22 protein-coding genes and 1 riboswitch are annotated in these 18,449 nt (G+C 44.2%); of the genes, 5 read left to right on the forward strand and 17 right to left on the reverse strand.

Annotated features, from left to right (window positions below; translation table 11 throughout):
• Positions 1–131 precede the first annotated feature (131 nt).
• The 7 genes from QYB97_RS14235 to QYB97_RS14265 all read right to left on the reverse strand — a co-directional run bounded on the left by QYB97_RS14235 (position 132) and on the right by QYB97_RS14265 (position 5,092).
• Positions 132–776, reverse strand: coding sequence for an NAD(P)-binding protein (locus QYB97_RS14235; protein WP_301166801.1), 645 nt, complete (start codon positions 774–776; stop codon positions 132–134).
• The gene (locus QYB97_RS14240) at positions 745–1,491 is read right to left on the reverse strand and encodes a sirohydrochlorin chelatase (protein WP_301166670.1); all 747 of its coding nucleotides are present in this window, start codon (positions 1,489–1,491) and stop codon (positions 745–747) included. The genes QYB97_RS14235 and QYB97_RS14240 overlap by 32 nt, the downstream gene beginning before the upstream one ends.
• A complete protein-coding gene (gene cobA, locus QYB97_RS14245; protein ID WP_301166671.1) occupies positions 1,492–2,280 on the reverse strand; it encodes a uroporphyrinogen-III C-methyltransferase in 789 nt (262 codons plus the stop codon).
• Between the two features lie 34 nt (positions 2,281–2,314).
• Complete coding sequence (gene cysC, locus QYB97_RS14250; protein ID WP_301166672.1) at positions 2,315–2,914, reverse strand: adenylyl-sulfate kinase; 600 nt, start codon at positions 2,912–2,914, stop codon at positions 2,315–2,317.
• An 11-nt stretch (positions 2,915–2,925) separates the two neighbouring features.
• Entirely contained in the window at positions 2,926–4,074 is a 1,149-nt protein-coding gene (gene sat, locus QYB97_RS14255; RefSeq protein WP_301166673.1) for a sulfate adenylyltransferase, read from the reverse strand.
• A gap of 26 nt (positions 4,075–4,100) precedes the next feature.
• Complete coding sequence (locus QYB97_RS14260) at positions 4,101–4,811, reverse strand: phosphoadenylyl-sulfate reductase (protein ID WP_301166674.1); 711 nt, start codon at positions 4,809–4,811, stop codon at positions 4,101–4,103.
• A gap of 137 nt (positions 4,812–4,948) precedes the next feature.
• Positions 4,949–5,092 carry a YezD family protein gene (locus tag QYB97_RS14265; protein ID WP_301166675.1) on the reverse strand — a complete coding sequence of 48 codons (144 nt, stop codon included), beginning with the start codon at positions 5,090–5,092 and terminating at the stop codon, positions 4,949–4,951.
• Between the two features lie 89 nt (positions 5,093–5,181).
• A riboswitch (SAM riboswitch) is annotated at positions 5,182–5,291 on the reverse strand.
• Positions 5,292–5,520: 229 nt separating this feature from the next.
• Between QYB97_RS14265 and QYB97_RS14270 the strand changes: the two genes are divergently transcribed.
• Positions 5,521–6,411, forward strand: coding sequence for a sulfite exporter TauE/SafE family protein (locus QYB97_RS14270; protein ID WP_301166676.1), 891 nt, complete (start codon positions 5,521–5,523; stop codon positions 6,409–6,411).
• A 55-nt stretch (positions 6,412–6,466) separates the two neighbouring features.
• On the opposite strand, the gene QYB97_RS14275 is transcribed toward QYB97_RS14270, so the two are convergent.
• The 7 genes from QYB97_RS14275 to QYB97_RS14305 all read right to left on the reverse strand — a co-directional run bounded on the left by QYB97_RS14275 (position 6,467) and on the right by QYB97_RS14305 (position 13,534).
• Positions 6,467–7,303, reverse strand: coding sequence for a hypothetical protein (locus tag QYB97_RS14275; protein ID WP_301166677.1), 837 nt, complete (start codon positions 7,301–7,303; stop codon positions 6,467–6,469).
• Between the two features lie 14 nt (positions 7,304–7,317).
• Positions 7,318–9,735: a heavy metal translocating P-type ATPase gene (locus QYB97_RS14280; protein ID WP_301166678.1), complete on the reverse strand. Its 2,418-nt coding sequence runs from the start codon at positions 9,733–9,735 to the stop codon at positions 7,318–7,320.
• An 82-nt stretch (positions 9,736–9,817) separates the two neighbouring features.
• Positions 9,818–10,024 (reverse strand): copper chaperone CopZ, encoded by a 207-nt coding sequence (copZ, locus tag QYB97_RS14285; protein ID WP_301166679.1) that lies wholly within the window; start codon positions 10,022–10,024, stop codon positions 9,818–9,820.
• 18 nt (positions 10,025–10,042) lie between these two features.
• Positions 10,043–10,366, reverse strand: coding sequence for a metal-sensitive transcriptional regulator (locus QYB97_RS14290; RefSeq protein ID WP_301166802.1), 324 nt, complete (start codon positions 10,364–10,366; stop codon positions 10,043–10,045).
• A gap of 96 nt (positions 10,367–10,462) precedes the next feature.
• Positions 10,463–10,684, reverse strand: coding sequence for a hypothetical protein (locus QYB97_RS14295; RefSeq protein ID WP_301166680.1), 222 nt, complete (start codon positions 10,682–10,684; stop codon positions 10,463–10,465).
• A 113-nt stretch (positions 10,685–10,797) separates the two neighbouring features.
• Entirely contained in the window at positions 10,798–11,952 is a 1,155-nt protein-coding gene (locus tag QYB97_RS14300; protein WP_301166681.1) for an acyl-CoA dehydrogenase family protein, read from the reverse strand.
• Between the two features lie 301 nt (positions 11,953–12,253).
• A complete protein-coding gene (locus QYB97_RS14305; RefSeq protein WP_301166682.1) occupies positions 12,254–13,534 on the reverse strand; it encodes an ArsB/NhaD family transporter in 1,281 nt (426 codons plus the stop codon).
• A gap of 241 nt (positions 13,535–13,775) precedes the next feature.
• Between QYB97_RS14305 and QYB97_RS14310 the strand changes: the two genes are divergently transcribed.
• From QYB97_RS14310 to QYB97_RS14320, 3 genes are all read left to right on the forward strand, one after another.
• Entirely contained in the window at positions 13,776–14,507 is a 732-nt protein-coding gene (locus QYB97_RS14310) for a TrkA C-terminal domain-containing protein (RefSeq protein ID WP_301166683.1), read from the forward strand.
• 111 nt (positions 14,508–14,618) lie between these two features.
• Positions 14,619–14,924, forward strand: a complete 306-nt coding sequence (locus tag QYB97_RS14315) for a DUF3243 domain-containing protein (RefSeq protein WP_301166684.1) — start codon at positions 14,619–14,621, stop codon at positions 14,922–14,924.
• A 137-nt stretch (positions 14,925–15,061) separates the two neighbouring features.
• On the forward strand, positions 15,062–15,259 hold the full coding sequence (locus tag QYB97_RS14320) for a KGG domain-containing protein (protein WP_301166685.1): 198 nt from the start codon (positions 15,062–15,064) through the stop codon (positions 15,257–15,259).
• Between the two features lie 39 nt (positions 15,260–15,298).
• On the opposite strand, the gene QYB97_RS14325 is transcribed toward QYB97_RS14320, so the two are convergent.
• Positions 15,299–16,072 carry a GDSL-type esterase/lipase family protein gene (locus tag QYB97_RS14325; protein ID WP_301166686.1) on the reverse strand — a complete coding sequence of 258 codons (774 nt, stop codon included), beginning with the start codon at positions 16,070–16,072 and terminating at the stop codon, positions 15,299–15,301.
• Between the two features lie 110 nt (positions 16,073–16,182).
• Positions 16,183–16,914: a sporulation protein YunB gene (yunB, locus tag QYB97_RS14330; protein ID WP_301166687.1), complete on the reverse strand. Its 732-nt coding sequence runs from the start codon at positions 16,912–16,914 to the stop codon at positions 16,183–16,185.
• A gap of 161 nt (positions 16,915–17,075) precedes the next feature.
• On the opposite strand from yunB, the gene QYB97_RS14335 reads away from it, so the two are divergent.
• The gene (locus QYB97_RS14335; RefSeq protein WP_301166688.1) at positions 17,076–17,279 is read left to right on the forward strand and encodes a hypothetical protein; all 204 of its coding nucleotides are present in this window, start codon (positions 17,076–17,078) and stop codon (positions 17,277–17,279) included.
• Positions 17,280–17,345: 66 nt separating this feature from the next.
• On the opposite strand, the gene QYB97_RS14340 is transcribed toward QYB97_RS14335, so the two are convergent.
• On the reverse strand, positions 17,346–18,368 hold the full coding sequence (locus tag QYB97_RS14340) for an STAS domain-containing protein (RefSeq protein WP_301166689.1): 1,023 nt from the start codon (positions 18,366–18,368) through the stop codon (positions 17,346–17,348).
• Between the last annotated feature and the right edge of the window lie 81 nt (positions 18,369–18,449).

Raw genomic sequence — 18,449 nt, forward strand, 5'->3', positions numbered from 1 at the left:
AGAGAACTTTAACAAAACAGCCCTGAAAATTTGTAAGTTTAATTTATCATAATTTTAAAAACATTAATATGTAAACTTCTAATACAGCAAAAAAGCCACCTGGGACTCTGCACGGTGTGTGCAAATTCCATTCAGGTGACCTTTTGTTCAAGTATGTGAATGAATGATTGTTGTTTTTCAACAGAGTGAACGTACTGCTCGTCCAGCATTTCAAGAAGAAGCTTTTGTTTTTCATCAGGAGAAGCCTTCCACTTTTTCAGCTTTTCCCGGCAGTAGAACAAAAATTCTGTATAGGCTGCATAGTCTTCCGGATAAGCGTCCAATAAATCATTCCTTATTCGTTTGGCTAGAATGGGACTCGCACCCCCGGTAGAAACAGCGATCAGCAGCCGGCCTCTTCTTGCTACCGCAGGAACGGTAAAGTTGCCAAGTGAAGGCTGGTCAACGACATTGATGAGGCGATTTGGCCCGGCTTGCCGTGTGACCTGCTGGTTCGCTTCAGGATCATTCGTAGCCGCAAAAATGATAAAGGCGTGTTCGTAGTCCATCGGCTCGGCTTTTTTTTGCTTCCACATTAACCGATTGGCTGCATGAAGAGACCTGATCTCTTCAATGGCTTCCGGGCTGATGACCTGGACGAACGCACCGGCTTCAAGCAACCCTTGGATCTTCCGAAAAGCTACCGTTCCTCCGCCGACAACAACCGCCTGTTTTCCCTTCAGTTCCAGAACAATGGGATACACTTTACACAACCGTCTGCTGTCTCTGGGTTTCATCAATTCTCGTCAGAAGCACCTCTTGAAGAACCGGGTGATAGCCAAGCGCCTCACAAAGGATTAACTCCTGACCCGTTTCTCTCGCCTGCTCGGTGATCACCTTTTTCATACCGCTTAAAAGAATGCCGGGAAACAGAAGATAAGGCACAACGATTACTTGTTCATATCCCCATCCGGCCAGTCTCAGCACTTCCTCAAAGCTTGGCTGTGCCGCTGTCAGAAAACAGGTTTCAATTTGAGGGATGCTATAGTTGTTTTCAAGCTGGTCAGCAATGGACTTAAGATCCCTTTTCACATCAGGATCACTGCTCCCTCTGCCGACAAGCAGAATAAGTGACTTTTCCTTAAAAGAATCAGCAGCCTCTGTAATTCGTTCCCATAATAAAGAAGAAATCGATTCATGAACACCAAACGGTTTGCCATAGGAGAACTCGATATGAGGAAAACGTGACTGCTGGATCTCCAGCTCTCCCGGAATGTCTTCCTTCGCATGAGCCGCAGTCAACAATAGGACAGGAATGGCACATATGGACGTGGCACCTTGTTGTACGCAAGATTCGACACCTTTGGCAATGTCCGGCTCGGACAGCTCTAAAAAACAAACTTCTTTAATAGGATAATCGATATGTCTCATACACTGCTCGGCAAATTCCCTTGCCTTTTCCGTACCAGCTTGTGTCCTGCTGCCATGGCAGATGAGGAGCAATGCTTTCATTTACAACGCCTCACTTATCATAATAGAAGAAGTTTCGTTTTCGGCCAGTGTCTTTTCAAACCAGTTGATTTTGTCGCGCAGCCCCACGACTTCGCCAATAATAATCATGCTGGGATTCTCTATACCTTCCTGCCTGGCCACCTTTTCAATAGTAGCAAGCGTCCCGGTGACCGTCCGCTGGTCCGCTGTGGAGCCCCATTGAATCAAAGCTGCAGGAGTATATTTGCTCTTCCCATACTTTATCAGACTTTCGCATATATAGGGAAGATTTTTGACTCCCATATAAATGGCGATCGTATCAATGCCTTTGGCCAGGCTTTTCCACTTTTGCACTTCTTCCTGTCCATCTTTTCGGTGGCCGGTGACGATGGCAAAGCTCGCACTGAAATCCCGGTGAGTAACCGGAATTCCTGCATAAGCAGGCGCCGCGATGCCGGATGTAATACCCGGTACTACTTCAAACTCGACCTGGTGTTTAACAAGCGCCTCCGCTTCTTCCCCGCCCCTGCCAAACACAAAAGGATCTCCACCTTTTAATCGGGTGACAATTTTCCCGTTTTTGGCATGCATGACAAGAAAATGATTGATGGTTTCCTGCTGCATGGCATGAAAGCCGGGCAGCTTGCCGCAATAAATCAAATCAGCATCCGGACGGGCGTAATTCAGCAGCTCCTTGTTCACCAGCCTGTCATAAAGGATGATATCCGCTTCCCTGATACATCTGACGCCTTTTACCGTAATAAGTTCCGCATCACCGGGTCCTGCTCCTACCAAATACACTTTGCTCATATTCATCACCTGCCTTTCTTTACTGTTTTGGATGTTAAATCAATTGTTTACTTTCCAGATACGCAATGACCTGTGCCTTACATTCTTCAATGCTGGACACGTGGGTATCCACGACAAATTCCGGTGAAGCTGGTTCTTCATATGGGGAATCAATTCCGGTAAATTCCCGGATCTCGCCTTTTCTTGCCTTTTTGTACAATCCCTTCGGATCTCTGTTCTCACATTCCTCAAGCGGGCATTTCACATAAATCTCATGAAATTCACCTTCGCCAAGGATTTGTCTGGCGCTCTCCCTGTCTTCAATAAAAGGAGAGATGAACGCCGTGAGAACGACCGTACCGCTGTCAACAAATAATTTGGATACTTCTCCGATCCGCCGGATGTTTTCTTTCCTGTCCTCATCTGAAAATCCAAGATCCTTATTTAACCCGTGGCGAATATTATCGCCATCCAAAACATAGTTTCTGACCTGGCGCTGATACAGCTCTTTAGCCAATTCATTCGCCAGTGTGGATTTGCCTGAACCGGACAATCCTGTCAGCCAGATGACAAAGCTCTGGTGGGCATTTTGTTTTCTTCTGTCTTCTTTCGTTACCGCCGACTGGTGCCATGTGATATTTTGTGCCTGACTCATTATGCTCCTCCTTATGCCTTTGCCGTTTCTTTTTCTTTCAGTCCTTTAATCAGGACTTCCACAACTTCTTTACGGCTGAACTCGGCTGGCGGAAGCTCTCCGTTTCGCAGCAATTCCCTTACCTTTGTTCCGGAAAGGATTACATGATATTCCTTGTCGTGAGGGCATGTTTTCGATGATGCCATTCCCTCACACTTTGTACAGTAGAAGCTGTGTTCGAAAAACATTGGAGTAATGCCAAGCTCTTCGGATGTAAATTGGGTGAAGATTTTCTGAGCATCATATGTGCCGTAATAGCTGCCGACTCCCGCATGGTCTCTTCCGACGATAAAGTGCGTACAGCCGAAGTTTTTGCGGACCATAGCATGAAAAATGGCTTCACGCGGGCCGGCATATCTCATGGCTGCCGGGAATACGGCGAGGAACACACGATCGTCCGGATAGTAGTTTTCTAGCAGGATCTCATAGCTTTCCATACGAACATCAGCCGGGATATCGTCTGATTTGGTTTCGCCAACAAGCGGATTAAGGAAGAGGCCGTCTACGGTTTCCAGCGCTGTTTTTTGAATATATTCATGCGCACGGTGAACCGGGTTCCTTGTTTGGAAGCCAACAATGGTTTTCCATCCGCGCGCTTCAAATTCCTTGCGGGTTTCTGCCGGATCCAGGCGATATTCATTAAACCGGTCCTTTTCCGGACGTTTTACCAGTTTCACCGGACCGCCAATATAATAGGAAGGGCGTTCAAGAAGCTTTTTCACTCCAGGGTGTTCAACATCGGTTGTTTGGTAGACTTGCTGTGCTTCATGTTTAACATCCGGGCGGTAGATATCCTCTACCTCGATGACACCGTATGTTACCCCGTTAAACGTAAGCTTTACTTCGTCTCCCGTTGAAAGGGTGCGTGCTGTTTTTTCGTGAACCGGAAGAACGATCGGAATACTCCATACCGCACCATCAGCCAGGCGGAGATCGTTTACCACTGATAAATAATCTTTTTCTGTCAGGAATCCGGTAATCGGGCTGTATGCCCCTATCCCGATCAGCTCAAGGTCGCTCAACGAGGTGGCATCCAGTTCCACTTCTTTTTGGATATGGTTTGTTGGATAGTCTGGTTCGTACCGGTTAATGAGTTTTCCTCCGTGCGGTAAAATAGCCATTTAAATTGTTCCTCCTGTAGTTGAAATTATAGGTGAAGACCACATTCTGTTTTTCCCTGGCCGGACCAGCGGCCGGATCTTGCGTCTCCTGATGCCCAATCGGCAGGAAGCGTGCAAGGCTGGCACCCGATGCTCGGGTAGCCCTGGTCATGCAATGTATTGTACGGCAGGCTGTTTTTATGCGCGTATCTCCAAATGTCTTTATATGTCCAATGGATCAGCGGACAGATTTTAATGGATTTGAAGCGGTTGTCTTTATTTATATATTGCGTATTCTTCCTCGATTCCGACTGTTCACGTCTTAGCCCTGAAAGCCAGGCTGACGCACCGCTCAGTGTTTCCTCAAGGGGAATGACCTTTCTGATCTGGCAGCAGAGGTTGGGATTTCTTTTCCATAATTCATCCCCATGCTCGCCCGCCTGCTCAGCGACACTGAGTGCCGGTTTTTTCATTTCAATATTAAGTGCAGGATATTTTTCTTTCGCCTTTTCAATAACTTCATACGTTTCTTTAAAATGAAGGCCTGTATCCAGAAAAACGACACGCGCATCGGGCTTGACCCTGGAAATTAAATCGACAAGCACGCTTCCTTCTATGCCAAAGCTGCAGGCATACACCAATTCATTTCCGTAATAGTCATAGGCCCATTGCAGGACTTCCATTGCTCCTTTTGTTTCGCTGTCGGAAGGGAACGGAAAATCATGTTCCTGCTCCTCCCATGTATTATACTTAAGCATAGTAAACCACCCCTTTTAGTAAGCATATGGCTCTCGATGCAAGATGTTTATCCTTTTACACAGTTTTATAAAAAAAGGCTGATATATCAACAAAAAAACGGAAACACCCGCCTCTAGTTTTCTAGTCAGCGAATGGTTTACTTAAATCGAACCTTTTCATTTTTTTCAATCTGGATCAGTTTCCCATCTTGAACGATCAATGTAATGGAACCAAATCTTATGCTGTTAAGCATCTCTTTCAACTGCTCAAAAATTTCATCCTGTTTTTGACCGTTTACCACATCAGAACCTCCCTGTTCACTGATTTGCTGGCTTTTTTGACAATAAAAAAAACTTTCCATTTCGGAAAGACTGACGAGGTAAACATATTACCTTATCTTCCAAAATGTAATAAACATTCTGCTGGAGTTAGCACCTTGCAAGAAATTGCAGGTTGCCGGGTTTCATCGGGCCAGTTCCCTTCACCGCTCTGGATAAGTTTTTTTATTTTTTTAAATAATACCACATATTTATCCAAAAGCAAAGCCTATTATTCTTATCGGATTAAAAATATTTTTTGATAAATTTGATTAAATTATATTGACAGAATTCACTGTTATTGAATATAGTAGGTATTAATTTAATCACACTAAGCTGATCGGAAAAACCGAAGGCTCTTAACAAACAGTAGTTAGGAGTCTTTTTTTTTACGTGACAGGAGGAGTAAACCATGAAAAAATTGATTGTCTTGGCACTAATCGGCCTTGTGGCCCAACTCATTGACGGGTCGCTCGGAATGGCCTACGGACTGACTTCAACTTCCCTGCTGCTGGCCTTCGGAATCGCACCCGCCGTTGCCTCGGCTTCCGTGCATTTTGCAGAAGTCGTCACTACAGCAGCTTCGGGAGTTTCTCATATACGTTTTGGAAACGTGGATAAAAAGATTATTTACCGGCTCATTATCCCGGGATCCATCGGCGCTTTTGCAGGAGCTTGCTTCTTGTCAAGCCTGCCCGGTGACATCGTAAAGCCTTATGTTTCCTTTTTCCTGCTATTTTTAGGATTTTATATTCTTTACCGCTTTTTGTTTAAAAAGAACAATAAGGTAACGGAACACGAAAAAGCGTTCAGCCGCAAGCAGCTGATTCCTCTTGGATTGGTCGCCGGTTTCCTTGATGCGACAGGCGGCGGAGGATGGGGGCCGGTAGCCACCCCGGTCCTTCTGGCTAAAAATGGAACGTCAACAAGAAAAGTCATTGGCTCTGTTGATACAAGCGAATTTGCGGTTGCCTTATCTGCCACTGTCGGCTTCCTGATCTCCCTTGGCTGGGAGCAGGTAAACTGGATGTGGGTCATTGCCCTTATGGCAGGCGGATTGATTGCTGCACCGATTGCAGCCTATCTCGTTAAAATCATTCCTTCACATATACTCGGTGTTGTGGTGGGTGGATTGATCATCATTACAAACGCTCGCACCATCCTTCAAACGGTAGGGGTTTCAGGCACATCGTTACAGTCTGTCTATACAATTCTTGCGGTACTCTGGCTGGCCGGCATCGTGTACAGCATCCGTAAAAACAAAAAAACGAGCAATCTTTCTCTTTCAAAAAGAACAGGCTGATTCACAAAAAAAAGCTTCGGCATGCTTAGCATGACCGAAGCTTTTTTTTTGCGGATTATTTTTTGACATGAACGATAAAAGGATAGGTAATTACTTTTCCATTAAGTTTAAATTCTGCCCACATTTTATATAAACCAGGGTCATCAAACGTGGTTTCAAAAGCCGTTTCTTTTTCTGTTAACGGGTGGACGTGTACATATTTTCTACCTGTATGATCAAGAATCACCACATGGCCCCTTGCTCCAAGATAAGGCTCAGGCTGGCCGTTTTTCACTTTAAAAGAAAGTGTCACCGGCTCTTTTGCCTTAAACGAAGAAGGAGACATGGATAACTGATACCCGCTTACTGTTTTTGTGAAATCTGAATCTCCTGTTAAATCCGGACTCTTGGTTTTATTATTGCCAACCTGAACGTCAACCGGAGTTACAGTATAGGCCTTTGTTTTTGGCTTTATATCTACGAAGGCCCGGTACGACCCTGGTTCCAGTTTGTGGCGAACCTTGAACAAACCAGCTTCCGCCTTTTGGGGATGTAGGTGGTAATACTGTTTTAGATCCCGGCTGACTACAATGAAATGCATTAATTTTTCATGATTAACGTCCAACTGGTCAACAGGGTTCCCATTCTTATCCTTCAGCTTAATTCTCAGCTCTCCACTATCGTATTCCACATCCGTCTGTATTTCGTTCTGTTTATTGTCCGGCTTGCTGCCATGATCGCTGCTGTGTTCTTTTTGTTCTGTCGTATTATTCATCGCCTGCATATCCTTATGCGGTTTCTCCCCGCCATTTCCAGGGTTACCGGCAGTCCTGTCATATACTGCGTAAGAGGCCATAATCAAAATCAGAATTCCTGCAGCTGACAGCACCCAATTTCTGATGATCGTAGACATAATGGATTCCTCCTTTACAATTTGATCTTCTGCAGCCTCAGGGCATTCAGTACAACAGATACGGAACTGAAGGCCATAGCCGCACCTGCCAGCCAGGGAGCCAAAAATCCGGAGGCGGCAAAAGGAATTCCGATGGCATTGTAAGCAAAGGCCCAGAAAAGGTTTTGTTTGATGTTGCGAATGGTCTTTCTGCTCATAAAGATGGCGTCTGCAATGCTGTTAAGGTCTCCACGGATCAATGTAATATCCGCAGCTTCCATGGCTACATCCGCACCAGTGCCAATGGCCATTCCAATATCCGCCAGAGCGAGAGCCGGTGCATCATTAATTCCGTCACCAACCATCGCTATTTTCTTCCCCTTGCCCTGCAGCTTTTTCACTTCATCCGCTTTTCCTTCGGGAAGTACACCTGCAATCACATGCTCGACCCCAACCTGGCGCGCGATGGCATTTGCTGTGCGCTCGTTGTCACCTGTGATCATCCATACTTCAATATTCATTTCCTTCAAACGTTCAATCGCTTTCTCTGATGTTTCTTTCACCGTATCGGCAACCCCCAACATGCCTGCAAAGCTGCCATTCACCCCAACAAGCATGACTGTTTTTCCCTGCTCCTCTAGTTCTTCCATCTTGCCAAAGACGTTGTCAGCGGCAATCCCATACTCTTTCATCAGTTTTCGGTTACCTATAAGAACATGCTGGTTTTGAATGACAGTCTTGATTCCATGGCCGGGCAGCGCTTCAAATTCACTGGAAGGAAGGGGCGCTATCTTTTTCTCTTTCATCACTTCAACGATGGCCTGTGCCAGCGGATGCTCTGAATTTTTTTCAGCACTTCCGGCCAGCAACAGCAGCTCATCCTTTTCCATTCCGTTTTCAGGCAGGATATCTGTAACCACTGGTCTTCCATATGTCACCGTACCGGTTTTATCCAGGATAACCGTATCAATGCGGTGGGTATTTTCCAGGTGCTCTCCGCCTTTAAAAAGGATTCCGTACTCGGCCGCTCTTCCCGATCCAGCCATAATCGACGTGGGCGTTGCCAAACCTAGCGCACACGGACAGGCTATAACCAGAACCGCGATCAGTTTTTCAAGTGATTCTGAAAAATCACCAGGGGTGATCCCAATAAACCAGACAAAGAATGTCAGAATGGCCAGGCCAACGACAATCGGTACAAATATTCCCGATATCCGGTCTGCCAGCCTCTGGATCGGGGCTTTTGAGCCTTGTGCTTCTTCTACCACTTTAATGATTTGGGATAAGGCCGTATCTTTTCCGACCTTTGTTGCCTTCATCTTTAAAAATCCGTTGCGGTTGATGGTAGCCCCAATGAGGAGGTCACCGGGTTCCTTATCCACAGGAACACTTTCTCCGGTCAGCATGGATTCATCCACAGCAGAACGTCCTTCCACGACCTCTCCGTCAACCGGCACCTTTTCTCCCGGTTTAATATAAACCACATCTCCGGGGATGACTTCCTCCAATGGCACTTCGATTTCACTTCCATCCCGCGCCACCAGTGCAGTTCTTGCTTGGAGACCCATCAGTTTTTTAATCGCATCTGATGATTTTCCCTTCGCTCTTGCTTCAAACCATTTTCCAAGAATGATCAGTGTAAGCAGCACAGCCGAGGTTTCAAAATACAGTTCAGGCATATGGAGACCTTGGGAGGCGGAACGGATACTGAGATACAGGCTGTAAAAATAAGCAGCTGAAGTTCCAAGAGCAACAAGAACATCCATATTGGCGCTCTTATTTTTCAATGCTTTGTAGGCTCCAATGTAAAACTGCCGGCCAATGACAAACTGAACCGGAGTGGCCAAAGCAAGCTGTACCCAGGGATTCATGAACATTTCAGGTACATAGAGAAAAGAGGTGAATGAAAAATGACTCGCCATCGCCCATAACAGCGGCAGGGAAAGAATCATTGAAAAAAGAAATTTGCCCAGTTGGTTTTGAATTTCTTTTTCCCTGAGTTCAGCCGTTTTTTCGCCTTCGCCTTCTTTGAGACGGGCGCCATACCCCAGGTCTTCTATTTTCTTGATCATCTCAGCAGCAGAAACCTGTGAAGGCAGGTAGCTCACCGTTGCCGTTTCAAGAGGCAGATTGACCGTGGCTTCAATGACCCCCTCCATTTTGTTCAGCCCTTTTTCGATTCGTGCAGAACAGGCGGCACAGGTCATTCCGGTAATCTCTAGTTTTTCTTTTTCTCCGGAGATGCCGTAGCCGAGGTCCTCAATCTTTTGCTGAAATTGTTTGGATGATGTTTTTTGGGGATCGTATACGACCTTCGATTTTTCCAGGGCAAGGTTAACGTTGGCATCTTCAACACCATCAAGCTTTTTCAACCCTTTTTCTATACGCATCGCACAGGCAGCACACGTCATTCCTGATATCGGAAGAGTTGTTTCTTTGAGATTTGATTCCATGAAAATTCACCTCTTTATACCCTTACAGGGTATATTTTTATCCAAAAAGAGAACGCGCTTCCGCACGTTTCTCTTTTAATCGTCAGGCTACGTCATACCCCTGATCATCGATGGTATCCTTTATTTTATCCAGGCCAACTTTATTCGCATCATATTCTACTTCGACTGTTCCTTCTTCAAGCTGTACATGGACCTGTTCTACGCCCGGCAGTTTGCCTACACTTCCCTCTACAGCATTCACACAATGGGCACAAGACATTCCTTTCACGTTCAGTGTTACTTTTTCCATGGTGGTTTCCTCCTATAGCTATTTCATTAATTTCTTTACAGTAATCAAGAGCTCATCAATGACTTCAAGCTCACCTTCTTGAATGCGTTCTACTACACAGCTTCTCATATGGCCTTCAAGAAGAAGTTTTCCAACGCTGTTCAGGGCAGATTGAATGGCAGAAAGCTGAGTAAGAACGTCATCGCAATACGTATCACGTTCAATCATACCTTTTACCCCCCGTATTTGTCCTTCAATACGGTTCAGCCTTGTCAGCAGATTGCCTTTCATTTTATCCGAATGATGACTTTTTCTTTCGGCAGAACAGTGCGCATCTTGCTCTTCAATCTCCATACCCATCATCTCCTTACTCAAAACTTACCATACCCCCCTACCCTATGTAAAGAACAAAGTTTTATTTTTATTTTACCCTTTTTTATAAAAATTAACGTAAGACTGTCAGCTGCATGATTTCCCAAAGGATCTCCAGGTTGCCAGTTTCTTGGACGCATGAAACAATTCCTTTTTCAGCCGTCTGATTTCCAGTTCAGAATCCCTTTTTATTGTTTGCAGTTGATTCCATTCGTCTTCACTGATGACGATAAGACCATTCTTGTGAAGCAGATTAAGCGAAGATTCACCCAAAATCTGTACCGCTCTTTCTTCAGAATTGTTTCTCATCCTGTACACCTCGTTTCATTAAGATTGATTATCCAACATATTCTGCGCTATACAGCCATTTTCCTTTTAAAGGAGAAAAAAGAGAGGGTGGATTTATCCACCTCTCTCTATGTTCAATCAGATAGGGCTTGTCGGGCAAACATGGCTATAACGGCATCATCCATTGGAGGGTTATGCAGTCCTGCCCGGACATCCCGATAATACCGCTGAAGCGGATTATCCATAAACAAGCTGTGTGCACCGACAATCCTCATGGCCAGGTCCACAACTTCATTCGCACTGTTGGTGGCCACATATTTCACTGCCGCAAGAGAGCTGCCGAGATTTTTTCTGTTTTGCGGTTCAGCCTCCCAGCGTTCAATGACACCATACATTAACTGTCTCGCTTTAAAAAGCTCCACATCCATTAAGCCGATTTTCCGCTGTACTTCCGGGACTTCTTTAATGGGCGCCTTCAGGCTGTTTGGCTCATACGTTTTGGCAAATTCAACAGCAAAATCCCTCGCTGCTCTGGCGATGCCCAGATAGCATGCCGGGATGTGGAGAAGCCAGCCTTTTGGCAGCTGCTGATTGCCCTCCTGATCCGCTGTTTCCACAAGATTCTCAGATTCAACCGCCACATTATTGAGCACCAGATCATCACTTCTTGTACCGCGCATACCCATGGTGTCCCATCTTTCTTCAATGGAAACTCCCGGCTGCTTATGTGAGACAAGGAAAGAAGAAACCTGATCTGAATCCTTCACCGAAGCAGAAATGATGGAGTAATCAAGAGCTGGGGCCATGGAAGTAAATGACTTTCGGCCATTCAATATCCACTGGTCTCCCTTTTTTTCTGCTGACGTTTGGGGTTTGCCCCCTCGTGTCGGACTTCCAGTAGCAGGCTCTGTCGACGCTCGGTTGACGAGACTTTGTGACTCAACAATGCTTTTACAAAGCTTCGCAAAGGTCTGCTCATCCCATGACTGGCGGTTATCCAAATCCATTACCACGCCCAGATGCCAGCCGACAGAAAGGGCTGTAGATCCGTCTCCCCGGGCAATTTCTTCCTGAAATAAAATGTAATCATACAGGCTGATTTCCAGTCCTCCATACTTTTTCGGCACGGTTAAAGACAAGTAGCCGGCATTCCCCAAATCCTTAAAATTCTCAAATGGAAATGTGCCCTCCTGGTCATGCATTGGTGCCCTTTCTGCAAATTGCATACGGAGTTCTCTGAGTTTTTCCATCCAGCGGGCCTGAAAATCAGTTTTAACAAAATCGATCATTGTCTCACCATCTATTCTTATAGTAGTTTCCGCTTTTATCCGTCAGTTGTCAGTATATTTACCCTACTTTCTTTAAGTATACTTATCAACTTTTTTGCTTTTGTTTTTCATTAAAAAATAGCTAAACTTTGAAGCTCTTGAAAGCGTTACTTTCCGTTCCGGGTCGCTCGCTTTCCGCGGTAGTCTCGCACCCTCCACTTCAAGTATTTATCCAAGATAATGATGTAAAGCTCATTGCTGCCAAATGAAAAAAGGGCTGTCAGAAGTCAATTTTACTGACTTTCTGGATAGCCTCTTCTTATTACATCAGGTAGCGCAAATATACATAAATACTGGAGATTATGATAGATAAAATCATGAGAGGGAATCCGATAATCATGTATTTAACAAAGGAAATATGATAGCCCTCTTTGCTCGCCAGCCCGGCCACTACCAGATTGGCACTTGCTCCGATCAATGTGCCGTTTCCGCCGAGGCATGCGCCAAGAGCCAGGCTCCACCACAATGGATCAAGATTGGTGATTCCAATGCTCCCCATCTCTTTAATCATGGGAATCATTGTGGCCACAAACGGAATGTTGTCCACAAATGCTGAAGCGATTGCACTCATCCACAGAATCAGGAAGGTAGTTGCTTTTAGATCCCCGCCAGTCCAATCCACCGCCTGTTTGGCCACACTGGCAATAATGCCGGTTTCAACAAGGCCGGCGACAATAACAAACAAACCGATAAAAAAGAAAAGGGTGGTCCATTCCACTTTTTCCAACGCGTATTCCAGATGCTTTTCCCCTGCCATAAGCAGCAGCAGGAAGGCCCCGAAAAGGGCGATGGTTGCCGTTTCCACATGAATAAACTGGTGAAGAAAAAAACCGGCTATCGTCAGCCCCAGTGCAAAAAGGCACTTTCGGAGCAATTGATGATCGACAATCTCCCTCTTCTCATCCAGTTTCATTAAATTTGCCACCAGGTCCGGCCTTGATTTTAAGCCTTTACGGTAGAATAATGCCATAATCGCGATGGTTATCACCAGAATAATCGCGCAAACCAGAGAAAGGTTTTTAATGAAGTCTAAAAAGGTAAGTTCCTTCACCGCGCTTCCAATCATGATGTTGGGAGGGTCACCGATCATCGTTGCTGTTCCACCGATGTTCGAGGCGAAGATTTCCGTCATTAAAAAAGGTATTGGATTCAGGTTCAGTCTTCTTGTTACGCTGAAGGTAACCGGTACAACGAGCAGAACCGTCGTTACATTATCCAGAAATGCGGACCCGACTGCGGTAATCAGTCCAAGGATAATTAATGTTTTAACCGGATCTCCTTTTACCTTTTTCGCCGACCAGATCGCAATGAATTTAAAAAGGCCGGTTTCGGCGGTTATGGTCACCATAACCATCATCCCGACAAGAAGACCGATCGTATTAAAATCAATATGATGGATCGCTACTTCCTGGTCAATCACCCCAAGGGCAACCATGAGGGCACCGCCAAGGATGGAAACAATGGTACGGTGTACTTTTTCAGAAATGATTAAACCGTATGTAATCAAAAAGATACTTAATGCAATTATTGCCTGCTGTCCCATAATATCTGCTTCTCCTTTTCTATTCTGAAGAAGACCGGCGCAAAAACCGGCACCGGTCATAAACCCTATTTAAAATAATACTCTACATTTTCCGTCAGGGGAAATGATTTTTGCATGTTCTGTAAGAGCCTTCGTTACAATCAGGTACATGTTTCCAGATCATGCAAATTTCTGGTTTGGTTGTTTTAAAAACATCAAACAATGGAATAAATGAAGAGACACGACTAATGGAGGCTGTTAAATGGGCTATTTTTTTATTCTTCTATATTTAATTATCGTTGGACTGGTTATTGAGATCGCATCAACAATGCTGGTGTTCACGGGATTGAAAAAAAGCATTTCCCGCTTCCAGGTCATTTCTATGCTGACCGGTACAGGGTTTACCACGGATGAGTCGAAGCTGATCATCGACCATCCGCTCAGAAGGAAGATCGGTGCTTTTCTTATTCTTTTTGGCGCCTTCTCTCTTGCGGTGATTATATCCTCAATCAGCAGCATCTTGTCCAATGATTTTAAAACCACCGAACTTATGATAATTTCTTCAACTTTACTAGTTTTGATGCTTATCTTGAAAATCCCCCAAATCCAGCGTTTCTTTTCGAAAACAGCGGAAGAGGAAACAAAAGACAGCTATCCACTATCTGAATTGCCGATCAAAGATGTGCTGTATTTTGACAAAGATGATTTTATAACAACTCTTGAGGTAAGGGATGACTTTTTTTATGTGGGAAAAAAGGTGAACGAAATTATCAAACGTGGCGAAGATGTTCATATTATCCTATTAATCCGCGGGGATATGCCGGTCCGTGAAAATCTGTATGAGCAGGAAATCCAGGAAGGTGACCGGTTGATTGTTTACGGAAATGAAGGCTTGATCCGCAACAAATTTTTCCATGAAGATGAAGAACCGAAAGACAAAGATGAAAGCCGGCATGATCAGCGCCCACAGGAACCAAGAGATCCCCAAGCATAGCTGTAGAGTATTTGTTTAACATTTGTAATATTTTTTTATGAAAATAGAGGGTTGACTTTTAACCGGAGCGGGTACTACTCTACTATCTTACATTTTAGGAGGAATGCAAAAATGGCTGACACGAATGTTAACAATGTGGATCAAAAAGTAGCACAAATGGACTCCGAAAAGAAAGATCAGATTTTACAGGACTTTGAACAATTTAAAGGGTATCTTTCCGACAAGGTAAGCAAAGGACAAAAATTAGGATTAGGCGAAGAGCAATTGGCAAAAGCTGCAGAAAAAGTAGCTGATTATCTCGCTGCACATGAAGATCCAAGGAACTCTGAAGAAAAGCTTCTTCAAGAACTTTGGAAAGTGGGCGACAAGGACCAGCAGCACGCTCTCGCTCATATGCTCATCCGTCTTGTAGGATAACAATAAAAAATGAGACGCACCCGGCTTTGGTTCTGGTGCGTTTTTCATTGTTTTTTTCTCAATGTTTTGGATAAATCACACCGGGTAGACTTAACTACGGCCAAAGTAAAATGAATTCTATAAAGGAGTGATTTCAAATGGCCAAGAATAATGAACATAACATGTCCAGAGAAGAAGCCGGCAAGAAAGGCGGAGAAGCTACTTCCCGCTCACACAACAAAGAGTTTTATCAGGAGATCGGCGAAAAGGGCGGACAGGCAGCGTCGAAAGCCCCTAACCGAGATTTCTATGAGGAAACCGGCAAAAAAGACGGGGCAACCCGAAATACTCAATAGAAAAAAGCAGCTTCACTTCGAAGCTGCTTTTTTGTGCATTTAATTTAAGTTCAGGTGTTTATAGACCTCTGAGCCAATAAGGGTATATCCCTTTTTGTTCGGATGCAGCTCATCAGAGAAATAGTCCTTTTTGTTTTTACCAATAAACACATCCTCTACAGAGACAAACGTAGTGTTTTTCTGATGGGAGGCTACTTCCACTGCCGTACGGTTCCACTGGTGAATCAGTTTGCTCTCCTGTAATTTGTCTGTTCGATTGGGAAAGGGATTGTAAATGCCAACCATGTAGATGCGGGCCTTCGGGTTTTCTCTGCGTATTTTTTGAAAAGCCGCCTTCAGATTATGCTGATAGGTCAGCAGCGCTTTGCGTATGATCTGGTTTCCTTCTTTTGGTCTGGACTTTGATGTCAGCAAGCTGTTTAAATAGTCATTCATTCCAATATTTAAGAAAATCATTTCAGCTCCGCTTACCGATGATTTGAGTTGTTCAGATTGCAGCCTTTTGAGAAGCTGTGCACTGGTATCATCCGGAACACCATAGTCTTCCACTGTAATTTCCTTATTCAGCTGTCCTTCCAACCGCTTTTCCACGTTTCCAACATACCCGCTATTGCCCGAATTCCCTACCCCGTAGGATAAAGAATCGCCCAGGGCGAGCATCGTAAAATCCTTACCTTCGTCCTTGGCTTCCGAATCTTTGTAATGGGAAAAAGAAGCGAAAACAGAAAGTATATTAAGCTGTGTGATTGAAAATAAAATACCTCCTGCAAGTAAAAGAATACAGGCTGCAATGATTAAAATATGCTTTTTCATGTTGAACTCCTCCGTCTGTCTTGCAGGTGATTAAATTCCTTGGTGTATAAAAGAAAATATTTCCCGGATTTGTTCAAAAATAAACAAAGCACACAGCTTCTTACGCCCTGTTACTCTTTTTTTGGAACAACCGCTGGAGGAGGCAAACTTTTGTTTTGGCCTCCATAATAATCAGGAACAGCGCCAGGAATAAAGATCTCTCCGAGTTTAATTTTTGTTTCCAGCGGTTCTTTATGCGTGGCAAATGGTATGACGACCTGTATATTCATTTTAATATGAACAAAGATTTCAAGATACACGTTATTGATCCCGGCTTCAGTTATCTTAGTTTTTACTTCCGGTTCTACTTCACCCAATAAAGACATGGAAACAGGAACTTTCGGACCAATGTCTGAAAAAAATGCATTTCCTGTTAAAGCTCCCAATGGGATATAATAATCCACCGACTGGAAGTTTTCCTGCCCCGGCATGTGTTTTGTTTTTTTATTCCCAAGCTTTTTTTGGATATCCTTCGTGATGCTGGTAATAAAGGAATTGTACGTGTCAGGGTTAAAGCTGTACGTCGAAGTGCCTCCCTGACCTGCCTGACGAACGATTACAAGACTATTAAGATCGATGCCCTTCATACTCTCTGCTAGCGAATCATTTACCGTCTCTGTAGCAATACCTTTCATTTCGCTTTCGGCAATATTCATTAACAGAGGATCGACAGCTTTATTTGCAAACCACAGACTGAAAAGGACAATGACACCAAAGATCAAAAAGGAATATTTTAATACCGTTTTAAAGGGCAGTGGACCATGTAAGGGCCGTCGTCTCACTTTAAACCGTCTTTTGAACATAACACCCCTCCCTACACTAATACTTATGCTTGTGTCTGAAGGTTTACCTCGAAAAAAGAAAACTCCCGTCCATAATGTTTTTTACCTTTTACCTCATTGTAATCAGGCTGCAATATTAGTATGTTAGGATAAAACCAAGCCATACTATTGGGGGTTATTTCATGTCCCGCTTTCTTGTGGACCATAATATGCTGGTCATTCACCAAACGGCTTATATCTGTCAATCCTGCCAGCATCATTTAATATTAATCGACCATCGGGATTTTACGAACAGTGAAGAAAAAGTAGAGGCTCTTGTGAACGATCAGGAATATACCTATTGTCCCAATTGCACTCAAAAGCTAACCCCGCCGCCATTCCATTAATCAAATAGACAAGAAACATAAAATGCTTTTCCCATATAAAAAATCGCAGCCATCGACTGCGATTTTTTATATGATTCTTTTTCCTTTTTCACCTAGAGCATAATGAATTCCGTGTTTTAAGTTGGCAAAATACTTAATTTCACTGGTTTGGTAGTTTGAATGTGTCATTTTCATGCTCAGCCCTGGCGAAATCCCTACCATAATCGTTTTTATTCCCAGCAGGCTAGTCGCAGCGATCAGCTGCTGAAAAAGGGCAACAGTAAGCTCGCTGATGTCTTCATCCAGTCCTGTTACGTCCAAAATCAAAAAGTCAGGGTCGTAATTCGGAAGCTCTTGAATCGTTTTTTCAAGCAGTTCTTGCGATCGCTCTTCATTGTACTTACCGAGCAAAGGTATAACGACAATATGATCCAGCACAGGGATAATGGGGGAAGATATCTCTTTGATGAGATCCGACAGCTCCCGGGTGCGTTCTTCCACTAAGGTCTCAAGCTTATGAATTTCCAGCTGTTCCCTGCGGCGGGCCAGCTCATGGATATTTTCATTAACGGTAATGGAGGAAGGAAAATATTCAAACTCACAATAACCTTCACCCTCCAGTTGACTTGACTCTACACGATACCAAATGTTTTCACCGAATAAACCGCTCAGTACTCCAGCCCAGTGACCGGGAATAAATGTCCCATGTTCTTTCTTGCCCTGCAGTTTATTTATACGGTATTCCCAGCTGTTAGTCATCCGCAAAACTGCCTTCTTTTCATTCGCACAGAAACGAACAATCTCAAGCGTTCCCCATCCTGCTGAAGAATAGATATCCGGAAGCATATGAATGACCTCATCCGGACTTGCTTCTTCATTATAAAAAAATTCTCCAACAATTAATCCCATACGGTAACCTGTCGTTTCAAGAACGACACTTGCTGACTCATCGCCGGAAACTTCTTCTATCGTATCAAGAAATGTTTTAAAAGCAGAGTTAATCCAAAAGAGAATAGCTTCCTCCCCTTCAAACAAAAAACGCCCTTTATCGGGCTCCCATCCAAAATGGGCTCTGCCTACATTCATCTGTTTGCTTTCTACGTTATTCATTGCAGCCATCCTCTCGGAACCTCCAGTAACCATCCTTTATGGCCATTAAAATGTTAATGTTGCAACTTGCCACAATTTATT

The sequence above is a fragment of the Fictibacillus fluitans genome, from assembly GCF_030418125.1.
In the GTDB taxonomy this organism is placed as follows: Bacteria; Bacillota; Bacilli; order Bacillales; family Fictibacillaceae; genus Fictibacillus_C; species Fictibacillus_C fluitans.

Excerpts from the sequence above, each read along its gene's own strand:
- QYB97_RS14240 (WP_301166670.1), bottom strand. The coding sequence starts at position 1,491 with ATGAAAGCATTGCTCCTCATCTGCCATGGCAGCAGGACACAAGCTGGT.
- QYB97_RS14300 (WP_301166681.1), bottom strand. The coding sequence starts at position 11,952 with ATGATCGATTTTGTTAAAACTGATTTTCAGGCCCGCTGGATGGAAAAA.
- QYB97_RS14335 (WP_301166688.1), top strand. The coding sequence starts at position 17,076 with ATGTCCCGCTTTCTTGTGGACCATAATATGCTGGTCATTCACCAAACG.
- cobA (WP_301166671.1), bottom strand. The coding sequence starts at position 2,280 with ATGAGCAAAGTGTATTTGGTAGGAGCAGGACCCGGTGATGCGGAACTT.
- QYB97_RS14280 (WP_301166678.1), bottom strand. The coding sequence starts at position 9,735 with ATGGAATCAAATCTCAAAGAAACAACTCTTCCGATATCAGGAATGACG.
- QYB97_RS14315 (WP_301166684.1), top strand. The coding sequence starts at position 14,619 with ATGGCTGACACGAATGTTAACAATGTGGATCAAAAAGTAGCACAAATG.
- QYB97_RS14295 (WP_301166680.1), bottom strand. The coding sequence starts at position 10,684 with ATGAGAAACAATTCTGAAGAAAGAGCGGTACAGATTTTGGGTGAATCT.
- QYB97_RS14340 (WP_301166689.1), bottom strand. The coding sequence starts at position 18,368 with ATGAATAACGTAGAAAGCAAACAGATGAATGTAGGCAGAGCCCATTTT.
- QYB97_RS14235 (WP_301166801.1), bottom strand. The coding sequence starts at position 776 with ATGAAACCCAGAGACAGCAGACGGTTGTGTAAAGTGTATCCCATTGTT.
- QYB97_RS14260 (WP_301166674.1), bottom strand. The coding sequence starts at position 4,811 with ATGCTTAAGTATAATACATGGGAGGAGCAGGAACATGATTTTCCGTTC.
- sat (WP_301166673.1), bottom strand. The coding sequence starts at position 4,074 with ATGGCTATTTTACCGCACGGAGGAAAACTCATTAACCGGTACGAACCA.
- QYB97_RS14310 (WP_301166683.1), top strand. The coding sequence starts at position 13,776 with ATGGGCTATTTTTTTATTCTTCTATATTTAATTATCGTTGGACTGGTT.
- QYB97_RS14320 (WP_301166685.1), top strand. The coding sequence starts at position 15,062 with ATGGCCAAGAATAATGAACATAACATGTCCAGAGAAGAAGCCGGCAAG.
- QYB97_RS14290 (WP_301166802.1), bottom strand. The coding sequence starts at position 10,366 with ATGATGGGTATGGAGATTGAAGAGCAAGATGCGCACTGTTCTGCCGAA.
- yunB (WP_301166687.1), bottom strand. The coding sequence starts at position 16,914 with ATGTTCAAAAGACGGTTTAAAGTGAGACGACGGCCCTTACATGGTCCA.
- QYB97_RS14275 (WP_301166677.1), bottom strand. The coding sequence starts at position 7,303 with ATGTCTACGATCATCAGAAATTGGGTGCTGTCAGCTGCAGGAATTCTG.
- copZ (WP_301166679.1), bottom strand. The coding sequence starts at position 10,024 with ATGGAAAAAGTAACACTGAACGTGAAAGGAATGTCTTGTGCCCATTGT.
- QYB97_RS14325 (WP_301166686.1), bottom strand. The coding sequence starts at position 16,072 with ATGAAAAAGCATATTTTAATCATTGCAGCCTGTATTCTTTTACTTGCA.
- cysC (WP_301166672.1), bottom strand. The coding sequence starts at position 2,914 with ATGAGTCAGGCACAAAATATCACATGGCACCAGTCGGCGGTAACGAAA.
- QYB97_RS14270 (WP_301166676.1), top strand. The coding sequence starts at position 5,521 with ATGAAAAAATTGATTGTCTTGGCACTAATCGGCCTTGTGGCCCAACTC.
- QYB97_RS14305 (WP_301166682.1), bottom strand. The coding sequence starts at position 13,534 with ATGGGACAGCAGGCAATAATTGCATTAAGTATCTTTTTGATTACATAC.